This window comes from Cystobacter fuscus, from assembly GCF_044360685.1.
Lineage (GTDB): Bacteria > Myxococcota > Myxococcia > Myxococcales > Myxococcaceae > Cystobacter > Cystobacter fuscus_C.
Genome location: NZ_CP043491.1, coordinates 3,643,774 through 3,667,177, shown reverse-complemented (window position 1 = coordinate 3,667,177; position 23,404 = coordinate 3,643,774). Strand labels below are relative to the sequence as shown.

The following is a 23,404-nucleotide window of genomic DNA, read 5'->3' as shown; positions in this document are numbered from 1 at the left end:
CGAAGGGCCTCCACCTACACGCGCCTGCGCCGCAGGGCATGCAGACCCACGAGCGCCAGCATCGCGAACAGGCCCGTGCCTCCCAGCCCGCCGCCACTGGAGGAACAACCCTCTCTCGCCCCGCGTCCTACCAGGGTACGCCCCGCTCCCTTCACGGGCAGCCGCACCTCGGGCTCGGTCGCGTCCTGCAACCGGAGCAGGATCTCGTCCTGGATTTCACCCGCTTCTCCCGGCGAGAACGTCACCGTGAAGGTGGCGCTCCCCTGCGCGGGAATGCCACTGCTCAGGCCATCCGTCACCACCCGGAAGGGTCCCTCGGGGTTGCTCACGGTCACGACGACCAGTTGGTTCTGAGAAGAGATGTTCCTGACGGTGACGGTCCTGCTCGCCCTGGCGGCGGCATTCGAATCGACATCCACCTGCTCGAAGTCCACCAGGCCCGGGTCCACGCTCAGGATGCGCTGCGTGGCCTTGCCCTTCAGGGAGACATCGATCGTCTGCGGCATCGCGGGGGTCTTGAACCCCAGGGTGGTCTCCGACGAGAGATCCACCCCCGTCTTGGGCTGGTAGGAGACCGTCACCACCTTGGACTCGCCCGGCTTGATGGAGAGGCCCCCCAGCGGGTTCGGGTCGAGTTCGAAGGGTGTTCCCACGGAGTAGATCACCTCGGGCTCCTCCAGGGTGATGGGATCACTGCCCAGGTTCTTGAAGAGGAGCTGGCCCTTGCGCGTGTCTCCCGCACGAACCCCGCCAAAATCCAGGGCCATGGGTTCGATGGACAGCACCGCGGGTATCCCCTCGCCCGACAGGGTCACCGTCACCGGATTCTTGAAGAACTCGATGAAGGAGATGGTCATCTGACAGGTGACGGTCGTCCCCGTGCTGCGGGGCTGGAAGTTGACCTTCAGGTTGGCCGTTCCACCCTGCTTGGTGACGGGGTCCCACGCGGGGATGGACTCTCGCAGCGGGTCCACGGTGAACTGCGAGCACCCCTCCCCCGAGATCAGCACATCCCTCACGTTGACGCGCGTATTGGAGAGATTGGTGAGGGTCAGATCGTGAACCGCCTTCTCGTTGAGCAGCTGTTTGCCAAACGCCATCATGGAGGGCGCCGTGACCGGATGAAGGATTCCATTGCCACTCAGTCGCACAATGGCCTTCTGCAAGCGCGTGCCCACCGGCTTCACCTCCAACCAGGTCAAGGCGACTGGGAGCTGCTCTGTCGGCTTGAACGACACGTAGAGGGACAGCGATCCCCCCGCCGCGATCGTCATGTGCGGCTCCGTCGGCTCGAGGGTCGGATAGATGTTGAAGACAGCCTTCATCTCCGGCTCGGACAGACGGATGCTCTCGATATCGACCGGCGCATTTCCCTCGTTGAAGATCCGGATCGTCTCTTCCGGAGAGGCGGTTCCCACCAGGACGCCATTGATGGGCACCTCGAGCCTTTCCGGGACGAGGCTCTGCGAGGTCCCCTCTCCTCGCAGGTCCACCGACACGGGATTGGTATTCGAGATGATGATGGCTCGCGCCTCGCGCAATCCCACCGCCCGGGGAGCGAACTTCAAGGGGATGATACCCGTGCCCCCATTCGCGGACACCGTGATGCCTTCCGCCGCCAGGCTCGAGGAGTAGTCCAACGCCATGTCATCGGCCGCCCCTCCTCCGTTAGGGAGCTTGCCCGCGAAATCGATCCGCTGGATCTTGAGGGGCAATTCACCCATGTTCGTGACGGACAGGGACATGTCGCGAGAGGTCTCCATATTGACCTTGCCGAAGTCGACCATCGACGCGACCTGGACCTGAGGACCCGCGGCCGTTCCTTCCAGCGTGACATTGAGCCGGGGGGTGGTCGAGGAGTCCGTCTCGAAGGTGAGTGTCCCCTTATAGGTGCCCCGCATGGTGGGCATGAATTTGACGGAGAAGGTCTTGATCTCTCCCGGTGTCAACGGCGTGTTCGGCGTGAAGCCCGAGAGCGAGAACGGATTCTCTCCCGAGGGAACCGTGATCTCATAGGACCTGAGGACCAGGCCGATGGTGCTGTCCCTGTTCTGCACGAGTTTGATGGTGTTCGCGATGCTGAGCGACTCGGTGTGCGCCGAGCCAGCACTCAAGTTGGGGAAGGTGATGTTGCAGCCCCCCTGGCACTCGGGAAAGCCATCCACCCCCAGTCCGGACACCGCCACCTTCACGGGAGAGGCCTTGTTGGAGGCGTTGCTGAAGATGGAAAGAAAACCACTCAGCGGCCCGGAAGCCTTCGGATTGAAAGACAACTGGACCGTTTTCGACTCCCCCCCCGAAATGATCCAGGGGACGTTCGAAGGCGTGACGATGAAGTTCGGGTCCACGGAGATCCCGTTGATCCGCAGCTCCGCCATGCCCGGATTGCTGATGACCAGTGGCCGCGAGCTGCTCTCGGTCAACACCTTCTGCGAGCCGAAGTCGATCGGGGTGTCCGCCACCTGTATTTCCGGCGCGACGCCCGTGCCGCTCAAGGTCAATTCGGCCGGACTGGTCACGGCATTCGAGACCACCTTCAATTTGGAATAGAGGCGTCCGCTCGACGTGGGTCGGAACGAGACCGTGACCTCGATCGGCTCCACACCAGGGCCCGCGGGCTCGAGTTCGTACTTGGTCGGAGCACTGACGGTGAACGCGGTGGTGGTGGTGTCCGTGGTGATGGCATTCGTGCTCAGCGTGAGCCTGGCGTCTCCCGTGTTCTCGATCCTCACGGTCAATGGCTTGAGGTCGTTCAAGTTCACGTTGGAGAAGTCGAGAACGAATTGTTCCGTGGTGGGCAGGACGAACTTGATGATGGGCGCGGTGCCCTTGCCCGAGACGTTCAGCTCGAGGGAGTTGGTGGCATTGCTCGCCACGGTGACCACCTCGCTGAAGTCCCCCCTGGACCGAGGGGCGAACCGCACCACCATGGTGACACTCGCGGAGCCCGGCTTGAGTTCGACCGGGGAGGAGTGCGAGATGCAGGAGAAGGGCGAGGAAGGCGGGAACGCCAACGGCTGCAGAAGGATGGGCGAGGTGCTGTTGTTGGTGAAGACCAGCGGCAGATCCTTGTACTTGCCCTTCTCGATGGGGCCGAAGTCGAGCGAAGGCAGAGACACGGAGAGGGTCCGCACGCCCGTGCCCGAGAGCGGGAGGTTCACCGTGGCCTTATCGGGATTGGGATCTCCGGTGTTGAATTGGAGGGTGCCCTGGTTGTCTCCGAGGACAGTCGGGGTGAAGGTCACCAGCAATTCCTTGGGCTCTCCCGCCACATCCACCGAGGGGGCCGGTGTGACGGAGAAGGGGCCCGTGGTCCTGATGCTCGTGATGTGAAGCGTGCCGCTGCCCGTGTTGGTCAACACCACCTTCTTGGGCGTCGCACTGGCGACTCCCACATCCTGGGGATCGAAGGCAATGCTGGTGGTACTCACCTGGAGGATGGGATTGACGCCCTTGCCCACCAGCGACACCGGGATGTTGGGGGTGCCTGGGTCCGAGGTCGTGAAGGTGAGAGTGCCAGTAACATCCGCCTCGCTCGTGGGCAGGAACTTCACCGTGAAGTCCTTGAAGCCGCCGCGGGCCGCCAGGGCGACGGCGGCCGTGGGCGGCGAGACGAGGGAGAAGGTGCCATCACCTCCGGACACCACGAAGGTGTTGAGGGTGATGGAGCCGGAGCCGTTATTGGTCACCCGAAGAGTCTTGCTGGTGGCGGCGCCCACGCGCTGCTCCTGGAAGTCGAGCGCCTCCGGTGACACCTGGATGGCGGGCCTGACTCCCTTGCCCGTCAGGGTCACGTCCACGCTGGCGTAGTCCGTGCTGTCCGAGGTGGTGAAGGTGAGCTTTCCGGAGACGGCCGTCTCGGTCGTGGGCACGAACTGCACCATGAACTCCGTGAAGCCGCCATTGGCATCCAGGGTGACAGCGCTCACGGGCGGCGAGACGAGAGAGAAGAAACTACTGCCGCTGGACACCACGAAGGTGTTGAGGGTGATGGGGGCCGAGCCCGTGTTGGTCACCCGGAGTGTCTTGGTGGCGGCGGCATCCACGCGCTGATCGCCAAAAGCAAGCGTGCTTCCTGGATCGAAGGAGAGCGTGGGCTTGATTCCCCTGCCTGTGAGGGCCACCTCCACGCTGGCGTAGTCCGTGTTGTCCGAGGTGGTGAAGGTGAGCTTTCCGGAGACGGCCGTCTCGGTCGTGGGCAGGAACCTCACCGTGAACTCCTTGTAGCCACCATTGGCCGCCAGGGGAACGGCGGCGGTGGGCGCGGAGACGAGCGAGAAGGTGCTACTGCCGGACACCACGAAGGTGTTGAGGGTGATGGCGCTGGAGCCCGTGTTGGTCACCCGGAGTGTCCGGGTGGTGGCCACGCTCACCCGCTGGTCACCGAAGGGAATCGCATTGCCGGGGTCGAAGGCGAGCGTGGGCTTGACGCCCTTGCCCGTGAGGGCCACCTCCACGCTGGCGTAGTCCGTGCTGTCCGAGGTGGTGAAGGTGAGCTTTCCGGAGACGGCGGTCTCGGTCGTGGGCAGGAACCTCACCGTGAAGTCCTTGTAGCCGCCACTGGCATTCAGGACCACGGGCGAGGTGGGCGGCGTGACGAGCGAGAAGGAATCATCGCCCTCAGTCACCACGAAGGTGTTGAGGGTGATGGGACCCGAACCGCTATTGGTCACCCGGAACGTCTTGGTGGTGGCGACGCTCACCCGCTGGTCGCCAAAGGCGAGCGGACCTCCCGAATTGACCGAGAGCAGGGGCTTGACGCCCTTGCCCGTGAGGGACACCTCCACGCTGGCGTAGTCCGTGCTGTCCGAGGTGGTGAAGGTGAGCTTTCCGGAGACAGCGGTCTCGTTCGTGGGCAGGAACTGCACCGTGAAGTCCTTGTAGCCGCCATTGGCCGCCAGGGGGACGGGGCTCGCGGGCGGCGTGACAAGCGAGAAGGTGTTACTGCCGGACACCACGAAGGTGTTGAGGGTGATGGCGCTGGAGCCCGTGTTGGTCACCCGGAGCGTCTTGGTGGCGGCCACGCTCACCCGCTGGTCTCCAAAGGCAAGCGGATTGCCAGGATTGAAGGAGAGCGTGGGCTTGACGCCATTACCCGTGAGCGACACGTCCACGCTGGTGTATCTCGTCTTGTCCGAGGTGGCGAAGGTAAGCTTTCCTCCAGTGACAGCCCCCTCGACCGTGGGCAGGAATCTCACCGTGAAGTCCTGGAAGCCGCCGTTGGCCGACAGGGGGACGGGGCTCGCGGGCGGCGTGACGAGCGAGAAGGCGCCATTGCCGCCGGACACCGTGAAGGTGTTGAGGGTGATGGGGCCCGAGCCCGTGTTGGTCACTCGCAGCGTCCTGGTGGTGGGGACGCTCACCCGCTGGTCCCCAAAGGCGAGCGGATTGCCAGGACTGAAGGAGAGTTCGGGTTGGACTCCCCTGCCCAGGAGGGAAACTTGATCACTCGTATGGGTACCGTCTCCGACGATGCTGTACTGTAGTGTTCCGGAGACCGGGGCACTCGTCGCCGAGGTGGGCTCGAACTTCACCGTCAACGTCTGTTCGGCACGTGGCTCCAGCGGGATGGACGTGCTGGGCGTGGTAGCCAGCGAGAACCCTGAACCCGTTACGGAGAAGCTGGAAAGAGTGATTTGCGATGAACCCACATTGGTGACCTTCACATCCATCGTGGCCACATTCCCAACGAGTTGCTCACCGAAATCGAGCGAGGCGGGACTCAGCGCCGTGGCGAACTCCACTCCTTCACCAGACAGAGGAACCGGGGTCATGGCCGTCGCGGCATTGCTGGTGATCTCGAGCGTGGCCGGGAATGCCTCACGCACCTCGGGAAAAAACCGGATCTTGATGTCCTTGGAGCCCCCCGCAGAGACGGTGAAGCTCGTGCCCGGGTCGACCGGATCGATGAAAGAGTAAGCGTCCTTTCCAGTTCCAGTGATTGCCAGATTGGAGACGGTGAGCGTCGCGTCCCCAGGGTTGGTGAGCTTCACGATCCGGTCTCGGTACGTGTATTCCTGCTGCTTTCCAAACTCCAGGGAGGTGGGATTGACGGCGATACTCCGTTCCAAGACCTCGAACGTGAGCACCGCCTTGGCAATGCAGTAAGTGTCGGTATTCGCGCTGAAGATGAGCTGGTTTCCCTGCTCTTTCCAGACATACCCATCGGAGGCCGCGACCGCCTTGCTCAACGTTTTGCCCTGACTGCTAGTATCCTTATCGCACGCAGCACTCGAGGCGGTGCAGGTGCGAGACGTACTGTTGAAACCACCCAGCGGAAAGGTGTTGAGCGCCACGTTTACTGTTCCCGAACTGCTAGAGCCTATCGTATACACGCTGGCCCCAAACACCTGCGCGGTAACTTTCGTGACTTGAAAACCCGCGGGAACGGCACTGTTGGGAATGTCCTTCTTCCAGTGCTCAGAATCCCTGGAGGCCGGACATACGTATGAACTGGAATTACCGCAGGAGGCAGCGGTCGTCAGGCAGGTGCCTGTTGTACCCGTCGGGCCTCCTCCCTCCCAGGTCAAGGTCACGGTTTTGGTGGTGGGAGCAAGGGTGGAGGACACCACCGCGGCCCGCTGCTGGGGTGCGGCCTTCGGCGCCAGGGCTTCCCGTGGCTGCTCGGTCGGCCCACAGGAGATCACTACTCCCAGGCACAGCAGGACCAGCATCTTGAGTCGGAGCACTTGTCTCTCCCTACAGAGAACGCGGTAGGATTCTACCTGAACATGAGCTTACCTTCATCCACCACCCGGGCCGCAATGGCCGTGTCCCTGCTGGCGTGCGCACAAGCCTGGGCGCAATCCTCCGACGATACGCTGCCGGGTTTCGAGCTGGAGCGGCTGGAGACGAACATGGGCCGCGGCTCGGTGCTGATGGGCAACGGCGAGCTGATGGTCCCCGGTGGGCTGAGCGTGAACCTGCTCAACCACTACCAGCGCCTTCCATTGATCCTCAACGACGGCAAGAGGGACCTGGCCCTCGTGCAGAACCGGGTCACCACCGTGCTGTCCGCCAGCTACGGGGTGTTGCCGTGGCTCGAGCTGGGCGCCCAGGTGCCCATCGTGCTCTGGCAGAAGGGGGATGATGCCCGGCTGGTGGGCCTGGCCCCGCTGACGGCCCAGGGGCTGAGCGCCCCCGTGATCCAGGCACGCCTCGGCCTCCTGTCCCGGCAGCAACGCAAGCCCGTGGACCTCGCCGCGGATCTGTCCGTGGGCCTGCCCTTCGGCAGCCAGAAGGCGCTGTCGGGTGACGCGGGAACCCGCTTCCAGGCCCGGATGACCCTGGGGACGACGGTGGGCTGGATCCAACCCTCGCTCGAAGCGGGTGTCCTCTTCCGCCCCGCCATCCCGCTGGCCACCCCCGAGGGGGCCGCCGACTACGGCATCAGCGCCGAGGCGCACCTGGGCGCCACCGTGTCCACCCTGGGCAAGAGCCAGCGCGGGGAGCTGACCTTGAGGGCGACCCTGGGCTCCCAGGTCTCCGTGGATCTGCTCGGCGGCGTCCGTTTTCCGCTGCTCGCGGGGTTCGATGCCTTCGTCATGGGAGGCCCTGGCATCGGGGGCGCGCTCGGAACACCGCTCTTCCGCGTCCTCGCGGGCGTCGCCTTCCGCAGCGAGCCGCCCCCCAAGATCTCCTTCATCAACGAGAAGGATGACCAGGAGTTCCAGCTCTCCATGGCCCAGCCGTCGGCCGTCTTCGAGGAGAAGCCGGTCCAGCCGACCAGCACCTGGCAGCTCAATGCGCTTGCCCGGCAGGAAAACCCCGAGCAGGCGCAACAGGGACCCCGGCCCTATCAGCCCGGCCCCTACGACAAGATCCTGTTCCGGGGCGAGCTGCGCTTCGCGCAGGGCAGCGCGAGCATCCCCCCCGTGGTCCCCCTGCTCGACAAGGCCGCCCAGCAATTCTTCGACAAGGTCAAGGCAGGGGTCATCTACGTCGAGGCGCACTCGGACAGCGAGGCCTCCGACTGGTCGGACATGACCGTGTCGGTGCAACGCGCACAAGCCGTGCGGCGCTACCTCATCTACCAGGGCGTTCCCCCCGAGCAGGTGAAGATCCGCCCCTTCGGCACGGACTGGCCGGTGAGCCCCAAGCCCGCCACCGAGGAGGAGCACCAGCTCAACCGGCGGGTCGATGTCATCGTCGTCAATACGCTGACGGCGTCCACCACCCCGCCCTGAGCCGCAGCCCAGCGCGCGCGTCGCGCGGTTGCCAGGCAGCAGGCCCTGTATGGGAGGGAGCGGGCCTCGGCCGTCCTGCCTTCATCCTGGGTCCATCGTGCAGCATTCGACGCCGTGGCCATCGTGAGGCCATGGACTCCGAGAAGAAGGAAGGTACACCCGAGCAGCGAGACCGGATGCTCCAGGCGCTCGAGGAGTTGCTGGAAATCACGCCCACGGATGTGGCGTCGGCGATGAATCGGGTCGCCCAATGCGTCATCGAACTCACCCACGCGGACAAGGTCGACGTGTTCCTCTTCGAGCCGTCCACCACCAGCCTCATCGCCGTGGGGACGAGTGACAGCCCACTGAGCAGGAAACAGAAGGCCTTGGGCCTGGACCGTCTTCCCGTCGCCAATGGAGGGCGGACCGTGGAGGTCTTCCAGACGGGCAAGACGTGGCATCACCCCCGCCAGGAGGAGGATCCCGGCGAGCTGGTGGGAATCAAACAAGGGCTCCATGTCCGCTCCCACATCGGAGTCCGCATCGAGGTGGGCGGCAAGCCCAGGGGAGTGCTCGACGTGCAGTCCTGCACGCCGGACTTCTTCAGCGCGGACGATGTGCGCTTCCTCGCAACGACGGCCCGGTGGGTGGGCTTCGTGACCCACCGGGTCGAGCTCGGCGAAGCACTGACCCAGGCGGCCCTGGAGCAGGGACGCCGCACCGCCGCCGAGGAGCTCATCACCGTCCTGGCGCACGACATGGGCAATCACCTGACGCCCATGCGGATCCGCCTCGAGCTGATCCACCGGCGCGCGGCCCGGGAAAAGGCCGTGCCCTACCTGCGAGATGTCGAAGCCGCCGAGCAATCACTCAAGGCGCTCAGCCGGTTGATCTCGGACCTCCTGGACGTGGGGAGGCTGGAGCAGGGACTCTTCAGCCTGGAGCAATACCCGGTGGATCTGGTGGCGCTCGCCGAGGAGGTGGCCCGGGTGGCCAGCACACCCGGCAAGGAGGTCCAGCTCACCGGCATGCAGGAGCTGGTGGCGCAAGCGGATCCAGCCCGCCTCCGCCAGGCGCTCGAGAACCTGGTGGCCAATGCGCAGAAGTACTCCCCGGCCGGCATTCCCGTGAACATCGACGTCAACCGCCAACAGCGCGAGGACGGAGCGTGGGCCCTCGTCTCGGTGAAGGATCAAGGGCCCGGCATTGCCCCGGAGATGATGCCCCGGATCTTCGAGCGCTTCTCCAAGGGACCGGGCTCCAAGGGGCTCGGCCTGGGGCTGTACCTCGTGCGCAGCATCGCCGAGGCACACGGCGGCACGCTGAAGGTGCAGTCGGAGCTCGGCAAGGGAGCCCTCTTCGTCCTGGAGCTGCCGCTCCTCGAGGAATGAGCGCCTACCGCTCCTCCGGCCTTCCACCGGCCACGGGCGCGGGCGCGTTCTTCACATAGCGGTCGAGCCAGTGGGCCATCTCCCAGAGCGTGTGCCCGATCGACTCCATGGCGCGGTAGCCATGCGGCTCGTTCGGCAACACGACGTAGCGCACGGTCGCGCCATTGCCCTTGAGCGCGGCGTAGAAGCGCTCGGACTGGACCGGGAAGGTGCCCTGGTTGTCGTCCGCCCCACCATGGATCAGCAGCAGGGGCTCGTTGATTTGATGGGCGAAGGTGAACGGGCTCATCTTCGTGTAGATGTCCGTCGCCTGCCAGTAGGTGCGCTGCTCCGACTGGAAGCCGAACGGGGTGAGCGTCCGGTTGTACGCGCCCGAGCGCGCGATGCCCGCGCGGAACAGATCGGTATGGGCGAGCAGGTTGGCCGTCATGAAGGCGCCATAGCTGTGACCGCCCACCGCCAGGCGGTGGCGATCCGCCACGCCCAGCTTCACCACCGCGTCGACCGCGGCCTCGGCGTCCGCCTTCAGTTGCTCGACATAGGTGTCGTTGGGCTCGGTCCCATTCGGACCGACGATCGGCATGGCGGGACCGTCCAGCACCGCGTAGCCCTGGGTCAGCATGAACAGGTGGCTGCCGCCGCGCGGGCGGGTGAAACGGTTGCCTTGATCCACCGTCTGCCCGGCGACCTTGGGATCCGTGTACTCGGCCGGATAGGCCCACAGCAGCGTCGGCAGCGGCCCGTCCCGCTTCGGCTCGTAACCGGCCGGCAGGTAGAGCGTGCCCGACAAGGGCAGTCCATCGGCCCGGGCATAGGTGATGGTCTTCTGGGTGACGCCCGCGAAGATGGGCGCCGGATCCGTGAAGGCGGTGACCGCCTTGGCCTTGCCGGTCTTCACCGTGCGGATGAAGTAGTTCGGCGTCTCCTTCGCGCTCTCGCGCCGGGTCAGGATGCGGCTGCCGCCCTCGTCGAGCAGCGCCACCACGCTCTCATAGTAGGGGGCCTTGGCGACCCACAGCCGCGTCGCCTTGCCGTCCGCGAGCTCCTGCCGATCGAGGAAGGGAAAGGCGCCCTCGCGGGTCGCGCCCTCGCCCGACACGAAGAGGGCGCGCCCATCGGGCGTGTAGCGCATCACCGGCTTGCCCGCGGCGTTGTCCTCCAGCAGCGGCTTCCCGGGATCTCCATACTGGTCCTGGTAGTTGCGCTCCGCGATCAGCCGCGCCGTACCGGGCTTGGAGGGATCCACCGCCGAGCGCCGCTCGGTGCGCGTCTTCCACTTGCGATCGATCACCAGCGCATGGTCGCCGCGGCCCCAGAGGATCATCGCGAACCGGTTCTGGAGGTCCGCGAGCTTCACCGGCTCCGCGTCGAACGGGGCCGCCTGCATCCACAGGCGATCATGGAAGGGCACGTTCGCCTTGGGATCGCCGCCATCCTGGGCCTCGGCCCAGAGCAGCGTCGCTGGAGCATCGGAGCGCCACTCCACCTCGCGCGGGCCCTTGACGGTTGCATCGAAGTCGACCGGCAGATCATCCGCCAGCGGCCGGTCGGCGATCGTCTTCACCGGCTGTCCGTCCAGGGTCGACACCGAGATCACCGTGGGGAACAAGGGAGCGGGCAGCAGATAGGAATAGGGCCGCTTCAGCGTTTCGGTGAGCAGATAGCGGCCGTCCGGCGACACGGAGAAGCGGGTGATCAGCCCCGGCGCGCCGATCGCCCGCGGCGCCGAGCCATCGAGGGGAACACGCTCGAGCTGGCCGGTGAAGTAATGGTCGAACAGCGCCTCGTCCGCCGCGTTCTGGAGCAGGTCCTGATAGGTACGCGCGGCCGTCACCCGGCCGATGCTCTCCTCCACGATCGGGCCGGTGGGCGTGCCGGAGGCGACCGGTGGCGCGCCTCGATCCGCCCTCACCCGCCGCACGATCAGGGCGCGGCTGTCCGGTGTCCAGTCATAGGGCGCGTCGAAGGCGGCGTTCAGCCCCGTCACCAGGGGCCGCGCCGTGCCATCCCGCTCCGCCACCCACAGCACCAGTCCATCCGGCTGCTGGACGATGAGCGCGAGCCGCTTGCCGTCCGGAGACCAGTCCGGCGCGAAGAAACGCGTGCCGGCCGGCAGGCGCACCGGTGTCACCTTCCCGCTCGCCACGTCCTGAAAGGACAGCGAGTCGAGCCACTGCACGCGCACCTCCGCCGGTCCGTTGGTGGCCGGATCGATGCGGTAGCCGCCCAACCGCAGGATCGGCTTCGACACGTTGGCGATGCTCGGCAGGTTCTCGCGGCCCAGGAGCGCCATCGTCTGGTGATCCGGACTCACGCGCACCATCGGCGTGGGAGGCGCCGCGAGGATCCGCGCGATCGGCGCGGGTGGCGTGTGGTAGCCACTCTCGAGCGCCGGGGGCGGAGCGGTGGCGGTGGCGGACAGGAGCGCGGCGAGGAGCGAGGTCGGGATCATCAGAAGGGAGGAGGGAGGTGTTGGCCTGCCCCGGGAGCGGGCTCAACGGGTGAGCGGCCCGCGAATTCTGGCCTCGCGGTCTCCCTTTTTCATGAAATTTCTCCCGCCCCCCTTCGACGAGCCCGGAGCATTCCGGCGATGCCGCCCGGCGAGCGGCCGGCCGGGCGCGTCAGGCCGCCTCGACCGTCCGCGGCGCGCCGCGCGAGCCCTGGCGATCCTCGACGACGAACGGCTCACACGCCTGGCCGTGCTCGTCACGGAAGGACAGGTGGAAGCGCAGCACCTTTCGCGCCTCGCCGTGGGCGACGTAATCGGTCCCGTTGCGCCACGCGTGGAGATAGAGCGCGTACAGACCGTCGCCCAGCTTCTCCAACGAGGGGTGTCCCGGTCCGTTCCACGCGCCGCCCAACGCCGGGCTCTGGCTGTCCATCAACAGCCGCTCGTCACGGACCTCGCCGTGCAGGACGTCATCGATCTTGCCCACGTACGTGCGGTACTCGTGATTGCCGAAGAAGCCCGCGCTGTAGATGACGTAGAGCTGCCCGTTCTCCCGGACGAAGAACTGCCCCTCGACGAGTCCGCCGTGCTGGGGCCCATCCGTGAGGATGACATGGGGCGTGCCGACGAAGCGGAGCGCTCCATCCGCCCCGAAGGTGAACTCGCGCGCGACCAACGGGGTCGGCGCGACGCGCTTCTGCCCGGTGGCCGGATCCACCCAGCGCAGGGCATTGCCATCCACCTTGACCACCAGCGCCTGGCGCTTGCGTCCGCTCTCGTCCTCGAACCGCACCAGGGTCCCGTCGATGGTGCCCAGTTCCAGGTCGTCCCCCGGGTAGTCGGGGACGAGCTCCTTCACGCGAGGATTGACGTCCAGCGGCCCGTGGTCCGTCCAGGGGCCCTCGATGCAGCGGCTGGTGGCGTAGGCACTGCGCAGCACGCCCTTCCGGTCACGCGCGGTGTAGAGGAGCACCAGCCACTCTCCGAGCTCGAAGATCTCCGGCGCCCAGCGCGCGAACAGGAGATCCGCGGGCAGGTCCGGCTCGGTCGGCACCGGCTCGCCCCCGTTCCACCACGCGGGCAGATGACCCTCGGGAAACACGCACAGCGGGCGCCCATCCTTCTCGGCCACCTCGAAGCGCGCCCGCGCCTCGTCCCACCGGTAGAGCGGAAAGGCATGGGGCAGGTTGTTCGACGTCGCGATGAGCCACAGCCCCTGCGTCCGCGCGCCCCCCGGGCTCGTGGCCTTCAGCCGCAAGGCGAACGGGTCCGGCATGTTGTCGGCCAGGAGCGTCTCGGGAACCTGGGCCGGCCACGCCAGGAGCGTGCGGAGCATCGCGCCCACACCAGCGGCATCCAGGTCGAAGGGCGCGGCCAGGGCCGACGCGAGCGCATTGTGCTTCGGAGGGGAAGCGGGCAACCGGGAGTCAGCGGGCTGCGGGGGGGACTTCTGCTCGAAGTTTTCGGGCGGCATCGTGTCCAGGGCAGAGGTGACGGCAGCGGAAACCGGGTCCGCCTCCAGTCGCATTCCATGAAGGTTCCAACCGGAAGCATACCCCGCGCGCCAGGATGGAGGGCAGCCAGCCCCTCGCGACAGGGAATCCTTACGCGGCCCCGCTTCGCGCCGGTCGCAGCGACTCGATGAACGCCGTCAGTTCGTCGATGTCGATGGGTTTCACGAAGTGCCGGCGGAAGCCCGCCGCGGCACTGCGTGCACGGTCCGTCTCCTGGCCGAACCCCGTGAGCGCGGCGAAGACGGGGCTCGCCTGCCCCAACCGTTCCCGGATGCGCTCGGCGACCCCGTACCCATCCACTTCGGGCAAGCCGATATCGAGGAGCGCCATCTCCGGCCGGAAGTCCTCGACCCGGCTCAGCGCTCCCGCCCAATCGTGCGCCACGGCCACTTCGTATCCGCTCAGGCCCAGCAACTCGGCCAGTGCCTCGGCGGCATCGACATTGTCGTCGACGACGAGGACACGCATGGCGTGCTCGGGCGCGGCTGTATGGGAAACAGACGCATTCCGCACGACCTCGAGGACCGGAAGCTCCGCCTGGACGTGTCTCGGCAGCCAGAGCGTGAAGGTGCTGCCCCGGCCGGGCCCCTCACTGTGAAGCTCGACATGCCCTCCATGCGCCTCGACGAGGCTGCGCACGAGCGCCAGACCGATGCCCAGTCCTCCCTCGCTGCGATCGAGCGAGCGGGGCCCCTGCACGAACGGCTCGAAGATTCGCGAGCGCAGCTCCGGTGGGATTCCCTGTCCATCGTCCTCGACGCCGAGCGCGATGCCCCCCTCGTGATCGTGGGCCCACAGCCGGATGTGCCCTCCGGACGGCGTGTAGCGGGCCGCGTTGGTGAGGAGGTTGGCCACCACCTGCGTCAGTCGATCGGCGTCCGCCAGGACGAGCAGCCCCGAGGAAGGCACGTGGACCTCCAGCGCGTGCCGCCGCTGCTCGATCAGGGGCGAGGCCGCCTCCACGGCCCGGGTGACCACGGACGCGAGCTCGAGCGGTTCGCGGCGCAGCGACAGCTGTCCGCGGGTGATCCTCGCCACGTCGAGCAGATCATCCACGAGCCGGACGACGTGCCGGAGTTGCCGCGAGATGACCTCGTGCTCGGGTGTGCGCGCGAGCCCCCGCCTGCGCAGCAGCTCCAGCGAGCTCACGATGGGCGCGAGGGGATTGCGCAGCTCGTGTCCGAGCATGGCGAGGAACTCGTCCTTCGCCCGCGCCGCCGCGACGGCCTCGGCCCGTGCCGCCTCGGCGTTGGCGAGGTGCGCGTCCCGTTCGCGCTCCCGCTCGTGCAGCAACTGCCTGGAGCGCTCCAGGGCCTCACCGAGCCGCGCGAGCTCCCGCACGCTGGAGGGATCCACGTGGCGAGGGTGGCCCTCGGCGAGCGCGGCCGCGGCGGCGGAGGCCTCGGAGATGGAGCGCTCGAGCCGCCGGGAGAAGACCCAGGCGCCGCCCGCGCTCACCAGCAGGAACACGAGCCCCAGGCCCCCCACGGCGAGCATCGAGTCCCACACGGGCGCGTCCAGCAGACGCCTGGGACTGACGATCGCCGCGGTCCACCCCGAGGGGCTCGAATGGCTGAACGCCACATAGACCGACTCGCCGTCCATCGACACGTCGGCGTACATGCCTTCGAACACGGCCCGGGTCTTCTCGAGAAAAGGGGGCGTCGCCGTCCGCCCCACGAAGCGCTCGGGCTCCCGGGTGCGGGCCACCACCGTTCCCGCTTCATCCACCAGCACGCGCGTCCATTCCCCGCTGTCGGACGACGGGCTGTCGACGACACCAGCGAGCGACTGCGGCGTGATGACGGCCGAGAGCACGTAGCGCAGGACGCCCTCGCGCAACACCGGCACCCGGACGGGAAAGGCGAGCTGCTTCCTGGCGCCCCGGCCCACCACGAGACTGCCCACGAGGGGTTGGCGTGTCTCGAGGACACGCGCGAAGCTCTCCCGCTCGGCGAGCGCCGGGAGCGCGGTGCCAAACGCATAGGCGGTGTTCACCAGCGGCTGCCCTTCTGGCGAGAGCAGCAACACGTGCCTCCACGAGGGCTGCGTGCGGCTTACCCGCTCGCACTCCACCTGGAAGGACTCCAGCTCTCCGCGATCCAGCCGGTCGGACTCGGCCAGGGCCTGGAGCGCCTGGATGGAACCGGACATCTCCCGTTCGAAGGACTCCGCGAGCGCGCGGGCCGAGTTCACCGCGCGCCGCTCGACGGCCCCGCGCTCCAGACGCGCCAGTTGGAAGGCCACGACCGCGGCGAAGGCGACCGCGGGCAGAAGCGTCCCGCTCACGAGCCGGACGAGGTGCCAGCGCAGCGGGAGGGATTGGGGGAGAGCAAGGGGCAAGGGGGACGCTCCCAGGCACCGTAACGAAACGTCACGGGCCATGCAAACGTCAGCCCCTGCTCACTTCTCAGGCGTCCGCCTTCACCAGTCCCTCGATGGTGTGGGCCTGCACGATGGGCTCCAGGTCGCCCACCACGCGGTAGATGAGGTGCTGGCGCACCAGCTCCGGCAATGTCTCGACAAAGTTCCGGCTGAGCTGGAGATCATGCCGCTCCGCATTGCGGCCATCCGGCGCGTCCACACCAAGGACGAGGGTCGGCCGGGACTTGTCCGAGTGGTTGGCCGTGCCGCGATGAATGGTGAGGGCGGAGCGCGCCGAGATGTCGCCCATCTTCGGCATGCGGCGCTGGGCGCGCTCGAGATAGCGGGGATAGAACGAGCGGGGCGGGAACATCCCCTTGTCGAACTCCGGGGAGTCGTCCCACTGCGTGCCGGGCGCGATCTCGAAGGGGCCCATGTCCTCGGTGACATCCACGGTGGTGAGGTTGAACGCCAGCGAGTTCAAGCGCCGCCCCTTCACCGTCGCCTCCGGGGAGGGGAAGTCGCGATGCCAGGGCTGGTTCTGGGCGCCAGGGAAGGGAATGTCGAAGCCCAGCTCCACGATCTTGTACTCCGGGCCAAGCACCGCCTCGCACACCGCCACCACCCAGGGGTGGGTGACGAGGTCGACGAAGCCGCGCAGCCGCTCCGGATGGATCTCGACGTAGTAGCGATTGGGGCCTCGCCCGAGCGCGCCATCCGGCCGCTGGATGGCCTCCTGGAACAGCTGCTCGATGTCCTCGCCCACCTGCTGCACCCAGCTCCGCTCGAACGCGCCCTTGAGGGCGATGATGCCATCCCCATAGAGGCCGCCCAGAATGGACGCGGGGTCGTACTTCGGTTGGGCAAAGGCCCGCGGAGGGGTGCCCGAAAGATCATCCACGGGGGTGCTTTCCATCCCCATGGCCGCCTGCGTTTGCCGTGCGTCGTGTCGCATATCCACTACAACCCCGCTCGCGCATCCAGGTCTCCGAGGTCGCTCGCACACCAGGCGAGCCCGGCGAACATCGAGGCTCCGCCACGCTTGCCGCGAGGCGGACGAGCCGTTACAGCGGGGCCATGCTCAATGCTCGGTTGCTTGCCTTGTCGACCCTGTGGCTCTCGCTGTCCCTCCCGGCATGCACGTCCTCTCCCCCGGAGGAGCCGCCCGCTCCTCCCGCGCCAGCCCTCTCGGGAGATGCCTTCCCCACGTCACGGGGCGACCTGATCATCCACCCGGTCAATCACGCGACCTTCCTCATGAGCTGGGCGGGGAAGACGATCTACGTGGACCCGGTCGGCGGCGCCGCGCCCTTCGAGGGCCTGCCCGCGCCCGACATCGTCTTCGTGACGGACATCCACGCCGATCACCTGAGCGCCGACACGCTGACGGCGATCGCGAAGGCCGGGACGGTGCTCGTCGCGCCCCAGGCGGTACGTGACGCGCTGCCCGAGAGCCTGCGCGGTGCCACGCAGGTGCTCGCCAATGGAGCGACCCTGACGGTGGCGGACATCGCCGTCGAGGCGATCCCCATGTACAACCTCACGCCGGACCGCCTGAAGTACCACGAGAAGGGCCGGGGCAATGGCTATGTGCTGACCGTGGGTGGCGAGCGCGTCTACATCGCGGGCGACACGGAAGACACCCCCGAGATGAGGCAGCTGCGCGACATCGACGTCGCCTTCGTCCCGATGAACCTGCCCTACACCATGACGGTCGCCCAGGCGGCGGACGCGGTGCGCGAGTTCAAGCCGAAGGTCGTCTATCCCTATCACTCGCGCGGCAGTGACCTGAACGAGTTCACCCGGCTCGTCGGCACGGACGTGGGCGTCGAGGTGCGCGTGCGCAACTGGTACGAATAACAAGGAGACCCTTCGTGCTCGATGAAAGGCTCGGTCAGGCGCTGGAGGAGCTCCGGCGCAAGCTCGATGACGAGGGCAGGCTTCATTCGCGGGCCCAGCTCGAGGGCTTCTACGCGCTCTTCCGGGAGCGCTTCGGCCCGGAGCGGCTGCTTCAGCTCGATGGGGACGAGCTGCTGTCGTTGATGCACGATCATGGCCGGCGCGACGGGCTGGTGTACTGGCTCGAGTTCAAGGACGACGAGGAGTTCCCGGCCATCTTCGGCAGCATCGCCGGAGGCAGCGCGCTCAAGTTCGGCATCTATCGGCGCAAGGAGACCGGGGCCTGGATGACGGGCAGCCCCACCAACCAGCGGGAGCTGTCCCAGTCCGAGGCGGTGCGGCTCGCGCAGCGCCACCGCGAGCAACTCCTGCTGGGTATCAGGCTGCTCGAACCGCTTCCCTCGAATGGGAGCGACTCGGATTACCTCCGGCTCCAGGAACAGCTCGAGGCCGCGGCGCCCGAGCTGTGCGACCTGTCCTGGAGCCACAAGTATTGGAGCCTGCTGTTTCCCGACAAGCTCGACGACTACCACAACGCCAGCTACCAGCGCTTCCACCTGATGAAGCTCCTCCAGATTCCGCCTGGAGGCGAGGGACGGTACGTGTGCGCGGGTCGTTTCGTCACCCTGGCAAGGGAGCTCGGCCTGCCCATGAACACCACGACCCGGTTGCTCAAGCTGCGCCATGGCAGCCCGCATCGCTACTGGTGCCTGGGCACGTTGGACGGCGGCGGGCCCACCGCGCACTGGCCGCTGATGCGCGAGGGCAACTGCCTCGCGGTGGAAGGACGGGCGCTGGGAGATCTCTCGGAGACGACGCCCGATCGGGAAGGCTTGAAACGCCTGGGCGTCCTCCTGGGGAGCCACGGAGGACTGGCACCACGGCAGGGCACGGTGTCCAAGCAGCTCTTCTCCTTCGTGGTGAAGGTGCTCGAGGGAGACTTCGTCCTCGCCACCCGGGGTGAGCAGGTGCTGGGCGTGGGACGCGTCGAAGGGGGCTATTCCCATGTCTCCTCGTCGGACTTCCCTCACCGCCATCCCGTCCAGTGGCTGTCCCTGGGCGCGTTTCAGCTCCCCGAGGGCATGGGCGCCGACGCCCAGACACTGCTTCGCGAGGTGGAGTCGTCCGAGAGCATCGTCGCCATCGAGCGGCACCTGCTGAGAACCTCGGCGCCAGCGCCCCACCCGAGGCCCAGGCCCGTGCCCGGCGGCGTCCAGGGCGGCCACCCCACCCCTCACCTCGCTGGCCTTCACGGACGCATCCAGGCCGTGCTGGAGCGCAAGGGACAGGTCATCCTCTATGGTCCACCGGGCACGGGGAAGACCTACCTCGCCGAGCAGACGGTGCGGGAGCTGTCCGCGCATGCCGCCTTCGGGGCGCCCTTCGCGGACCTCGACGCCGAACAGCAGGACGTCATCACGAAGGGGACGGAGGAAGAGGGCCCCCTGGTGCGCATGTGCTGCTTCCATCCCTCCTATGGCTATGAGGAGTTCCTCGAGGGCTACCGGCCTCGGGACGACGGCTCGGGTGGGCCGATGCGCTTCGTGCTGCGCGATGGCATCTTCAAACGACTGTGCCTGGATGCACGGCGCCGGCCCCACCTGCGCTTCTACCTCATCATCGATGAGATCAACCGGGGTGACATCCCGCGCATCATGGGCGAGCTGCTCACGGTGATGGAGAAGAGCAAGCGGGGCAAGTCCATCCTCCTGCCGATGAGCGGTGCTCCGTTCCAGGTGCCGGAGAACGTCTACCTCGTGGGCACGATGAACACGGCCGACCGCTCCATCGCGCTGCTCGACACGGCGTTGCGGCGCCGGTTCGGCTTCCTGGAGTTGATGCCGGACATCACGCGGCTCGGCAAGGCCATGGTGGAGGGCATCCCGCTCGGCCCCTGGTTGAAGGCGCTCAACGCGCGCATCTGCGAGCACGTCGGGCGCGACGGACGCAACCTCCAGATCGGCCATACCTACCTCATGGAGCGCGGAGAGCCCCTCGCCGACTTCTCCCGGTTCTCGCGCGTGGTGCAGGAGGATCTCATTCCCCTGCTGGAGGAGTACTGCTACGAGGACTGGGCCGCCCTGGAGAAGCTCCTGGGAAGCAGCCTGGTGAGCCGCAAGGAGCAGCGGGTGTGCCACGAGCTGTTCGACCCGGAGCGGCAGTCGGACCTGATCCAGGCGCTGCTCGCGCCGAGCCCGGAGATCGGCTCGTCGGCACCCGTCATCGCCTCGGAGGCGAGCGCCCAGACCCTCACCGAGGACGAGGACGACGTGGGCACGGAGCCCGGCGCGCCATGATCTCCGCCGAGCTCTCGGAATGGCGGAGCTGGCCACCGGAGGGCGCTTCACGCGGGGCCCCCCTCCACCTGGATGACGACCCCGAGGTGCACAGGCTGGCCGAGTACCTCGATCGGGAGCGCATGCTCCGGGTGCGAGACCTCAGGACGGGCCTGCGCCTCGAGGCGACGTCCTACGTCGGAACCCTCCGGCTCGGGAGCCTGCCCGTCATCATCCGCCCCAAGCTGGGGGGCACGCGGCTCCTCTCGCTGCTGCGCTATGCCTACGGGTTGCGCGACCTCGAGCTCTTCCCTGGGTTCGAGCAGGAGACCTCCCGGCTGGCGTTCCAGGATCTCCTCATCCACCAGCTCGAAGCGGAGACCCAGGAACTCGTCCACCGGGGACTGCATCGCGGGTATGTGCGCCGGGAGGAGGAACTCGCGAGCCCCCGGGGAAGAATCGACCTGGGCGGGTGGATGCGGCACGCCGGCTCGGGCCGGGCATCGCTGCGCTGCACCCACTACCCCCGGCTGGAGGATCACCCGCTCAACCAGGTGCTGCGTGCCGGGCTCCTGCTGGCCCTGACACTCACGAACGACGTCGGGCTGAGGACCCGGCTCCACCGGCTCGATGCCCTGCTGCCGGGCATTCAGCGGGTGGCGCTGTATCCAGAACTCCTGGAGCGGCGCATCCGCGAGACCGACCGGATGACGGCCGCCTACCGGCCGGCGCTGTCCCTCATCCAGGTGCTGCTCGACGCGCGAGGGACGATCCAGGAGCAGTCCCCACGCGCGGAGGCGCTTCCGGGGTTCCTCTTCGACATGAACCGCTTCTTCCAGGCGCTCCTGTCCCGGTTCTTGAAGGAGAACCTGCGAGAGCACACCGTGCGCGGCGAGTTCCGGCTCGTGGGGATGATGGCCTACGCCGCGAACCACAATCCCCGGAGGCGTCAGGCGCCCACGCCAAGACCCGACTTCGCCATCCTGCGGGGGCAGCGGGTGCTCACCCTGCTCGATGCCAAATACCGGGACCTGTGGGAGACGCAGCTCCCACGGGACATGCTCTACCAGCTCGCCATCTACGCGCTGAGCCAGGGCTCCACGGGGAGCGCGGCCATCCTCTACCCGACCCTGGCCCCGGAGGCCCGGGAGCAGGTCGTCGAGATCAACGATGTCGTCCAGGGAAACCGCGAGGCCACGGTGGTGCTCAGACCGGTGCACCTCCCCACCCTGGCGGACCTGGTGAACCCCCGGGAAGGAGTGGACACCAGGCATGAACGGGAAGCGTTCGCACACCGGCTGGCACTGGGTGAGCCGGGCGCGGTTTGAGGCAAGACATCCCCGCGCGGGCGGTGGGCCTGAGGCCAGGCGGATCGGCCCTCAGTGAAGGAGGGGGCCGGTCATCCAGGAGGAGCCTCGGGGCAGTTCCACCGTGAAGGTCGAGCCGACGCCGGGCGTGCTGTTCACGGAGATGGCGCCCCCCAGCCTGTGGACGATCTCCCGGACGATCCACAGCCCCAGCCCGAAGCCACTGTAGTTCTGCTCGGAGACGGCGCGCTCGAAGCGCTCGAAGATGCGCTCCTGGTCTCCCTGCGCGATGCCGATGCCCTCGTCGCGCACGGTGAGCCAGGCGTGCGCCTCGTCCGCCTTCAGCTCCAGCGCGATGGGCCGGCCCCGCCCATACTTGATGGCATTAGTCAGCAGGTTGATGACCACCTGCTCCAACCGCAACCGGTTCCACCGCCCCACCATGGGAGCCTCCACCCCGGAGAGCACCAGCCGGATGCCCGGGTTCACCAGCTCCTCGCGGAAGCTCGCCGCCACGTCGCGCACCAGCTCGGCCAGGTCCACGTCCTCGAGCGGGAAGGACAGGTGCCCCTGGGCGATCCGGGAGATATCCAGCAGCTCGTCCACCAGATGGCCCAACCGCTCCACCTGCCGGGTGATGACCTGAGCCTTGCGCGCGAGCACCTCCGGCGCGAGCGGCCGATCCAGATGGCTCGCGTCGCGCGACAACATCCGCGCCTGCAACCCCAGCGCCGTCAGGGGCGTGCGCAGCTCGTGCGAGGCGATGGAGAGGAACTTGTCCCGCAGCAGCGTCGCCTCGCGGGACTCCTCGTAGAGCCGGGCGTTCTCCACCGCCAGCGCCATGCGGCGCGCCACATCCTCGGCCAGCGACACCTCGATCTCCCCCAGCGGGTGTGCGGGTGCCAGGAAGAAGCTCACGGCGCCGAGCACCCGGCTGTGACTCGTCAACGGCAACCGGAGCGAGGCGCCTCCGGGCCCGGAGATGCGGACATGTCCCACGACCGGATGTGCATCCACCTGCTTGGGTGCGAGCAGCACGGACGGCTCGGGCAAAGCGCGCAGCCGTGCCTCCTCGCGCGGGTCCGCATGTGCCACCGCCACCCGGCGCAGCCGGCCCTGTGCCTCGAGCAACGCCACCGAGCAGCCATCCGACACCAGGGGGACGACCAACCGCACGGCCCGGGCGAGCACGGCCTGGAGATCGAACCCCTCGGCGAGCACGGCGCTCAGCTCGGCCAGCAGGGCGAAGCGCTGGCGCGCCGCCTCCGCCTCCGCGCCAGCCTCTCGCGCCTCCTGGGCCCGCGCCTCCATTTCCCGGACGGCGCGCAGCTCGATCTCCTTCATCACCGAGACGGCCAGCTCCTCGAGGACGTACAAGTTCTCCTCCGTCCAGACGCGCGGCCGGGTGTCGATGACACACAAGGTGCCGAGCGTCTCTCCCTGGGACGCGGTGAGAGGCATGCCGAGGTAGGCCACCACCCCGAGCTGATCGACGGCGAGGTTGTCGCGAAGCACGGGGTGCTGGCGTGCGTCCTGGACGACGAGGGGCTTTCCGCTGGCCACCACGTGCATGCAGAAGGAGTGGGTCAGGGGCGTCTGGCGCAGGTCGCACCAGGGAGAGGGCAGGCCCACGCAGCTCTTGAAGAACTGGCGCTTCCCATCCACCAGGGAGACGAGCCCCACGGGGGCATCGAGCACCCGGGTCGCCAGCCGCGACAGCCGGTCGAATGCCTCCTCGGCGGGAGAGTCCATCAGGGCCGTACGGCGCAGGGCTTCCAGCCGGCTCTTACGGAGGAGGACGTGCTGGAATTCCATCGGCGCGCCTTCCGCCCCAGAGCCGTCGTCCTGCCCGGAAGAATCCACCGGACCCCCGTGTATGTGCTCCTCCATCGACACAGCCCCTTCTGAGAGGGGGAACACCCCCCGCCCGGGAGGGATTGCGGGCAGAGGAAGGGTGGAGCGCACGAGCCCCCCGCCGCGGCGGATGGATGGAATGGGCCTGAAAACGTCTCTTGCGCAGTCATGCCCTGCATCCG

11 protein-coding genes are annotated in these 23,404 nt (G+C 67.5%); 5 read left to right on the top strand and 6 right to left on the bottom strand.

Annotated elements, in window-relative coordinates:
* Window positions 1–14: 14 nt before the first annotated feature.
* Window positions 15–6,191 (bottom strand): choice-of-anchor D domain-containing protein, encoded by a 6,177-nt coding sequence (locus F0U63_RS15030; protein WP_395846595.1) that lies wholly within the window; start codon window positions 6,189–6,191, stop codon window positions 15–17.
* 540 nt (window positions 6,192–6,731) lie between these two features.
* Here F0U63_RS15030 and F0U63_RS15025 point away from each other — a divergent pair.
* Together F0U63_RS15025 and F0U63_RS15020 are read left to right on the top strand one after the other, a co-directional pair.
* On the top strand, window positions 6,732–8,186 hold the full coding sequence (locus tag F0U63_RS15025) for an OmpA family protein (RefSeq protein ID WP_395846594.1): 1,455 nt from the start codon (window positions 6,732–6,734) through the stop codon (window positions 8,184–8,186).
* Between the two features lie 131 nt (window positions 8,187–8,317).
* Window positions 8,318–9,559 (top strand): ATP-binding protein, encoded by a 1,242-nt coding sequence (locus tag F0U63_RS15020; protein WP_395846593.1) that lies wholly within the window; start codon window positions 8,318–8,320, stop codon window positions 9,557–9,559.
* Between the two features lie 4 nt (window positions 9,560–9,563).
* On the opposite strand, the gene F0U63_RS15015 is transcribed toward F0U63_RS15020, so the two are convergent.
* From F0U63_RS15015 to F0U63_RS15000, 4 genes are all read right to left on the bottom strand, one after another.
* A complete protein-coding gene (locus F0U63_RS15015; RefSeq protein ID WP_395846592.1) occupies window positions 9,564–12,011 on the bottom strand; it encodes a S9 family peptidase in 2,448 nt (815 codons plus the stop codon).
* A 169-nt stretch (window positions 12,012–12,180) separates the two neighbouring features.
* Complete coding sequence (locus F0U63_RS15010) at window positions 12,181–13,482, bottom strand: xylosidase (protein WP_395846591.1); 1,302 nt, start codon at window positions 13,480–13,482, stop codon at window positions 12,181–12,183.
* A gap of 130 nt (window positions 13,483–13,612) precedes the next feature.
* Entirely contained in the window at window positions 13,613–15,865 is a 2,253-nt protein-coding gene (locus tag F0U63_RS15005) for an ATP-binding protein (RefSeq protein WP_395846590.1), read from the bottom strand.
* A gap of 67 nt (window positions 15,866–15,932) precedes the next feature.
* Window positions 15,933–16,802: a phytanoyl-CoA dioxygenase family protein gene (locus F0U63_RS15000; RefSeq protein WP_395846589.1), complete on the bottom strand. Its 870-nt coding sequence runs from the start codon at window positions 16,800–16,802 to the stop codon at window positions 15,933–15,935.
* Window positions 16,803–16,987: 185 nt separating this feature from the next.
* Between F0U63_RS15000 and F0U63_RS14995 the strand changes: the two genes are divergently transcribed.
* The 3 genes from F0U63_RS14995 to F0U63_RS14985 are packed head-to-tail and all read left to right on the top strand — an operon-like array spanning window position 16,988 to window position 21,389.
* Window positions 16,988–17,746, top strand: a complete 759-nt coding sequence (locus F0U63_RS14995) for an MBL fold metallo-hydrolase (RefSeq protein ID WP_395846588.1) — start codon at window positions 16,988–16,990, stop codon at window positions 17,744–17,746.
* Between the two features lie 14 nt (window positions 17,747–17,760).
* On the top strand, window positions 17,761–20,082 hold the full coding sequence (locus F0U63_RS14990; RefSeq protein ID WP_395846587.1) for an AAA family ATPase: 2,322 nt from the start codon (window positions 17,761–17,763) through the stop codon (window positions 20,080–20,082).
* Window positions 20,079–21,389: an McrC family protein gene (locus tag F0U63_RS14985; RefSeq protein WP_395846586.1), complete on the top strand. Its 1,311-nt coding sequence runs from the start codon at window positions 20,079–20,081 to the stop codon at window positions 21,387–21,389. Before F0U63_RS14990 ends, F0U63_RS14985 begins: the two co-directional genes overlap by 4 nt.
* 51 nt (window positions 21,390–21,440) lie before the next feature.
* Here the strand turns inward: F0U63_RS14985 and F0U63_RS14980 are convergent, their stop codons facing one another.
* Window positions 21,441–23,183: an ATP-binding protein gene (locus tag F0U63_RS14980; RefSeq protein WP_395846585.1), complete on the bottom strand. Its 1,743-nt coding sequence runs from the start codon at window positions 23,181–23,183 to the stop codon at window positions 21,441–21,443.
* Between the last annotated feature and the right edge of the window lie 221 nt (window positions 23,184–23,404).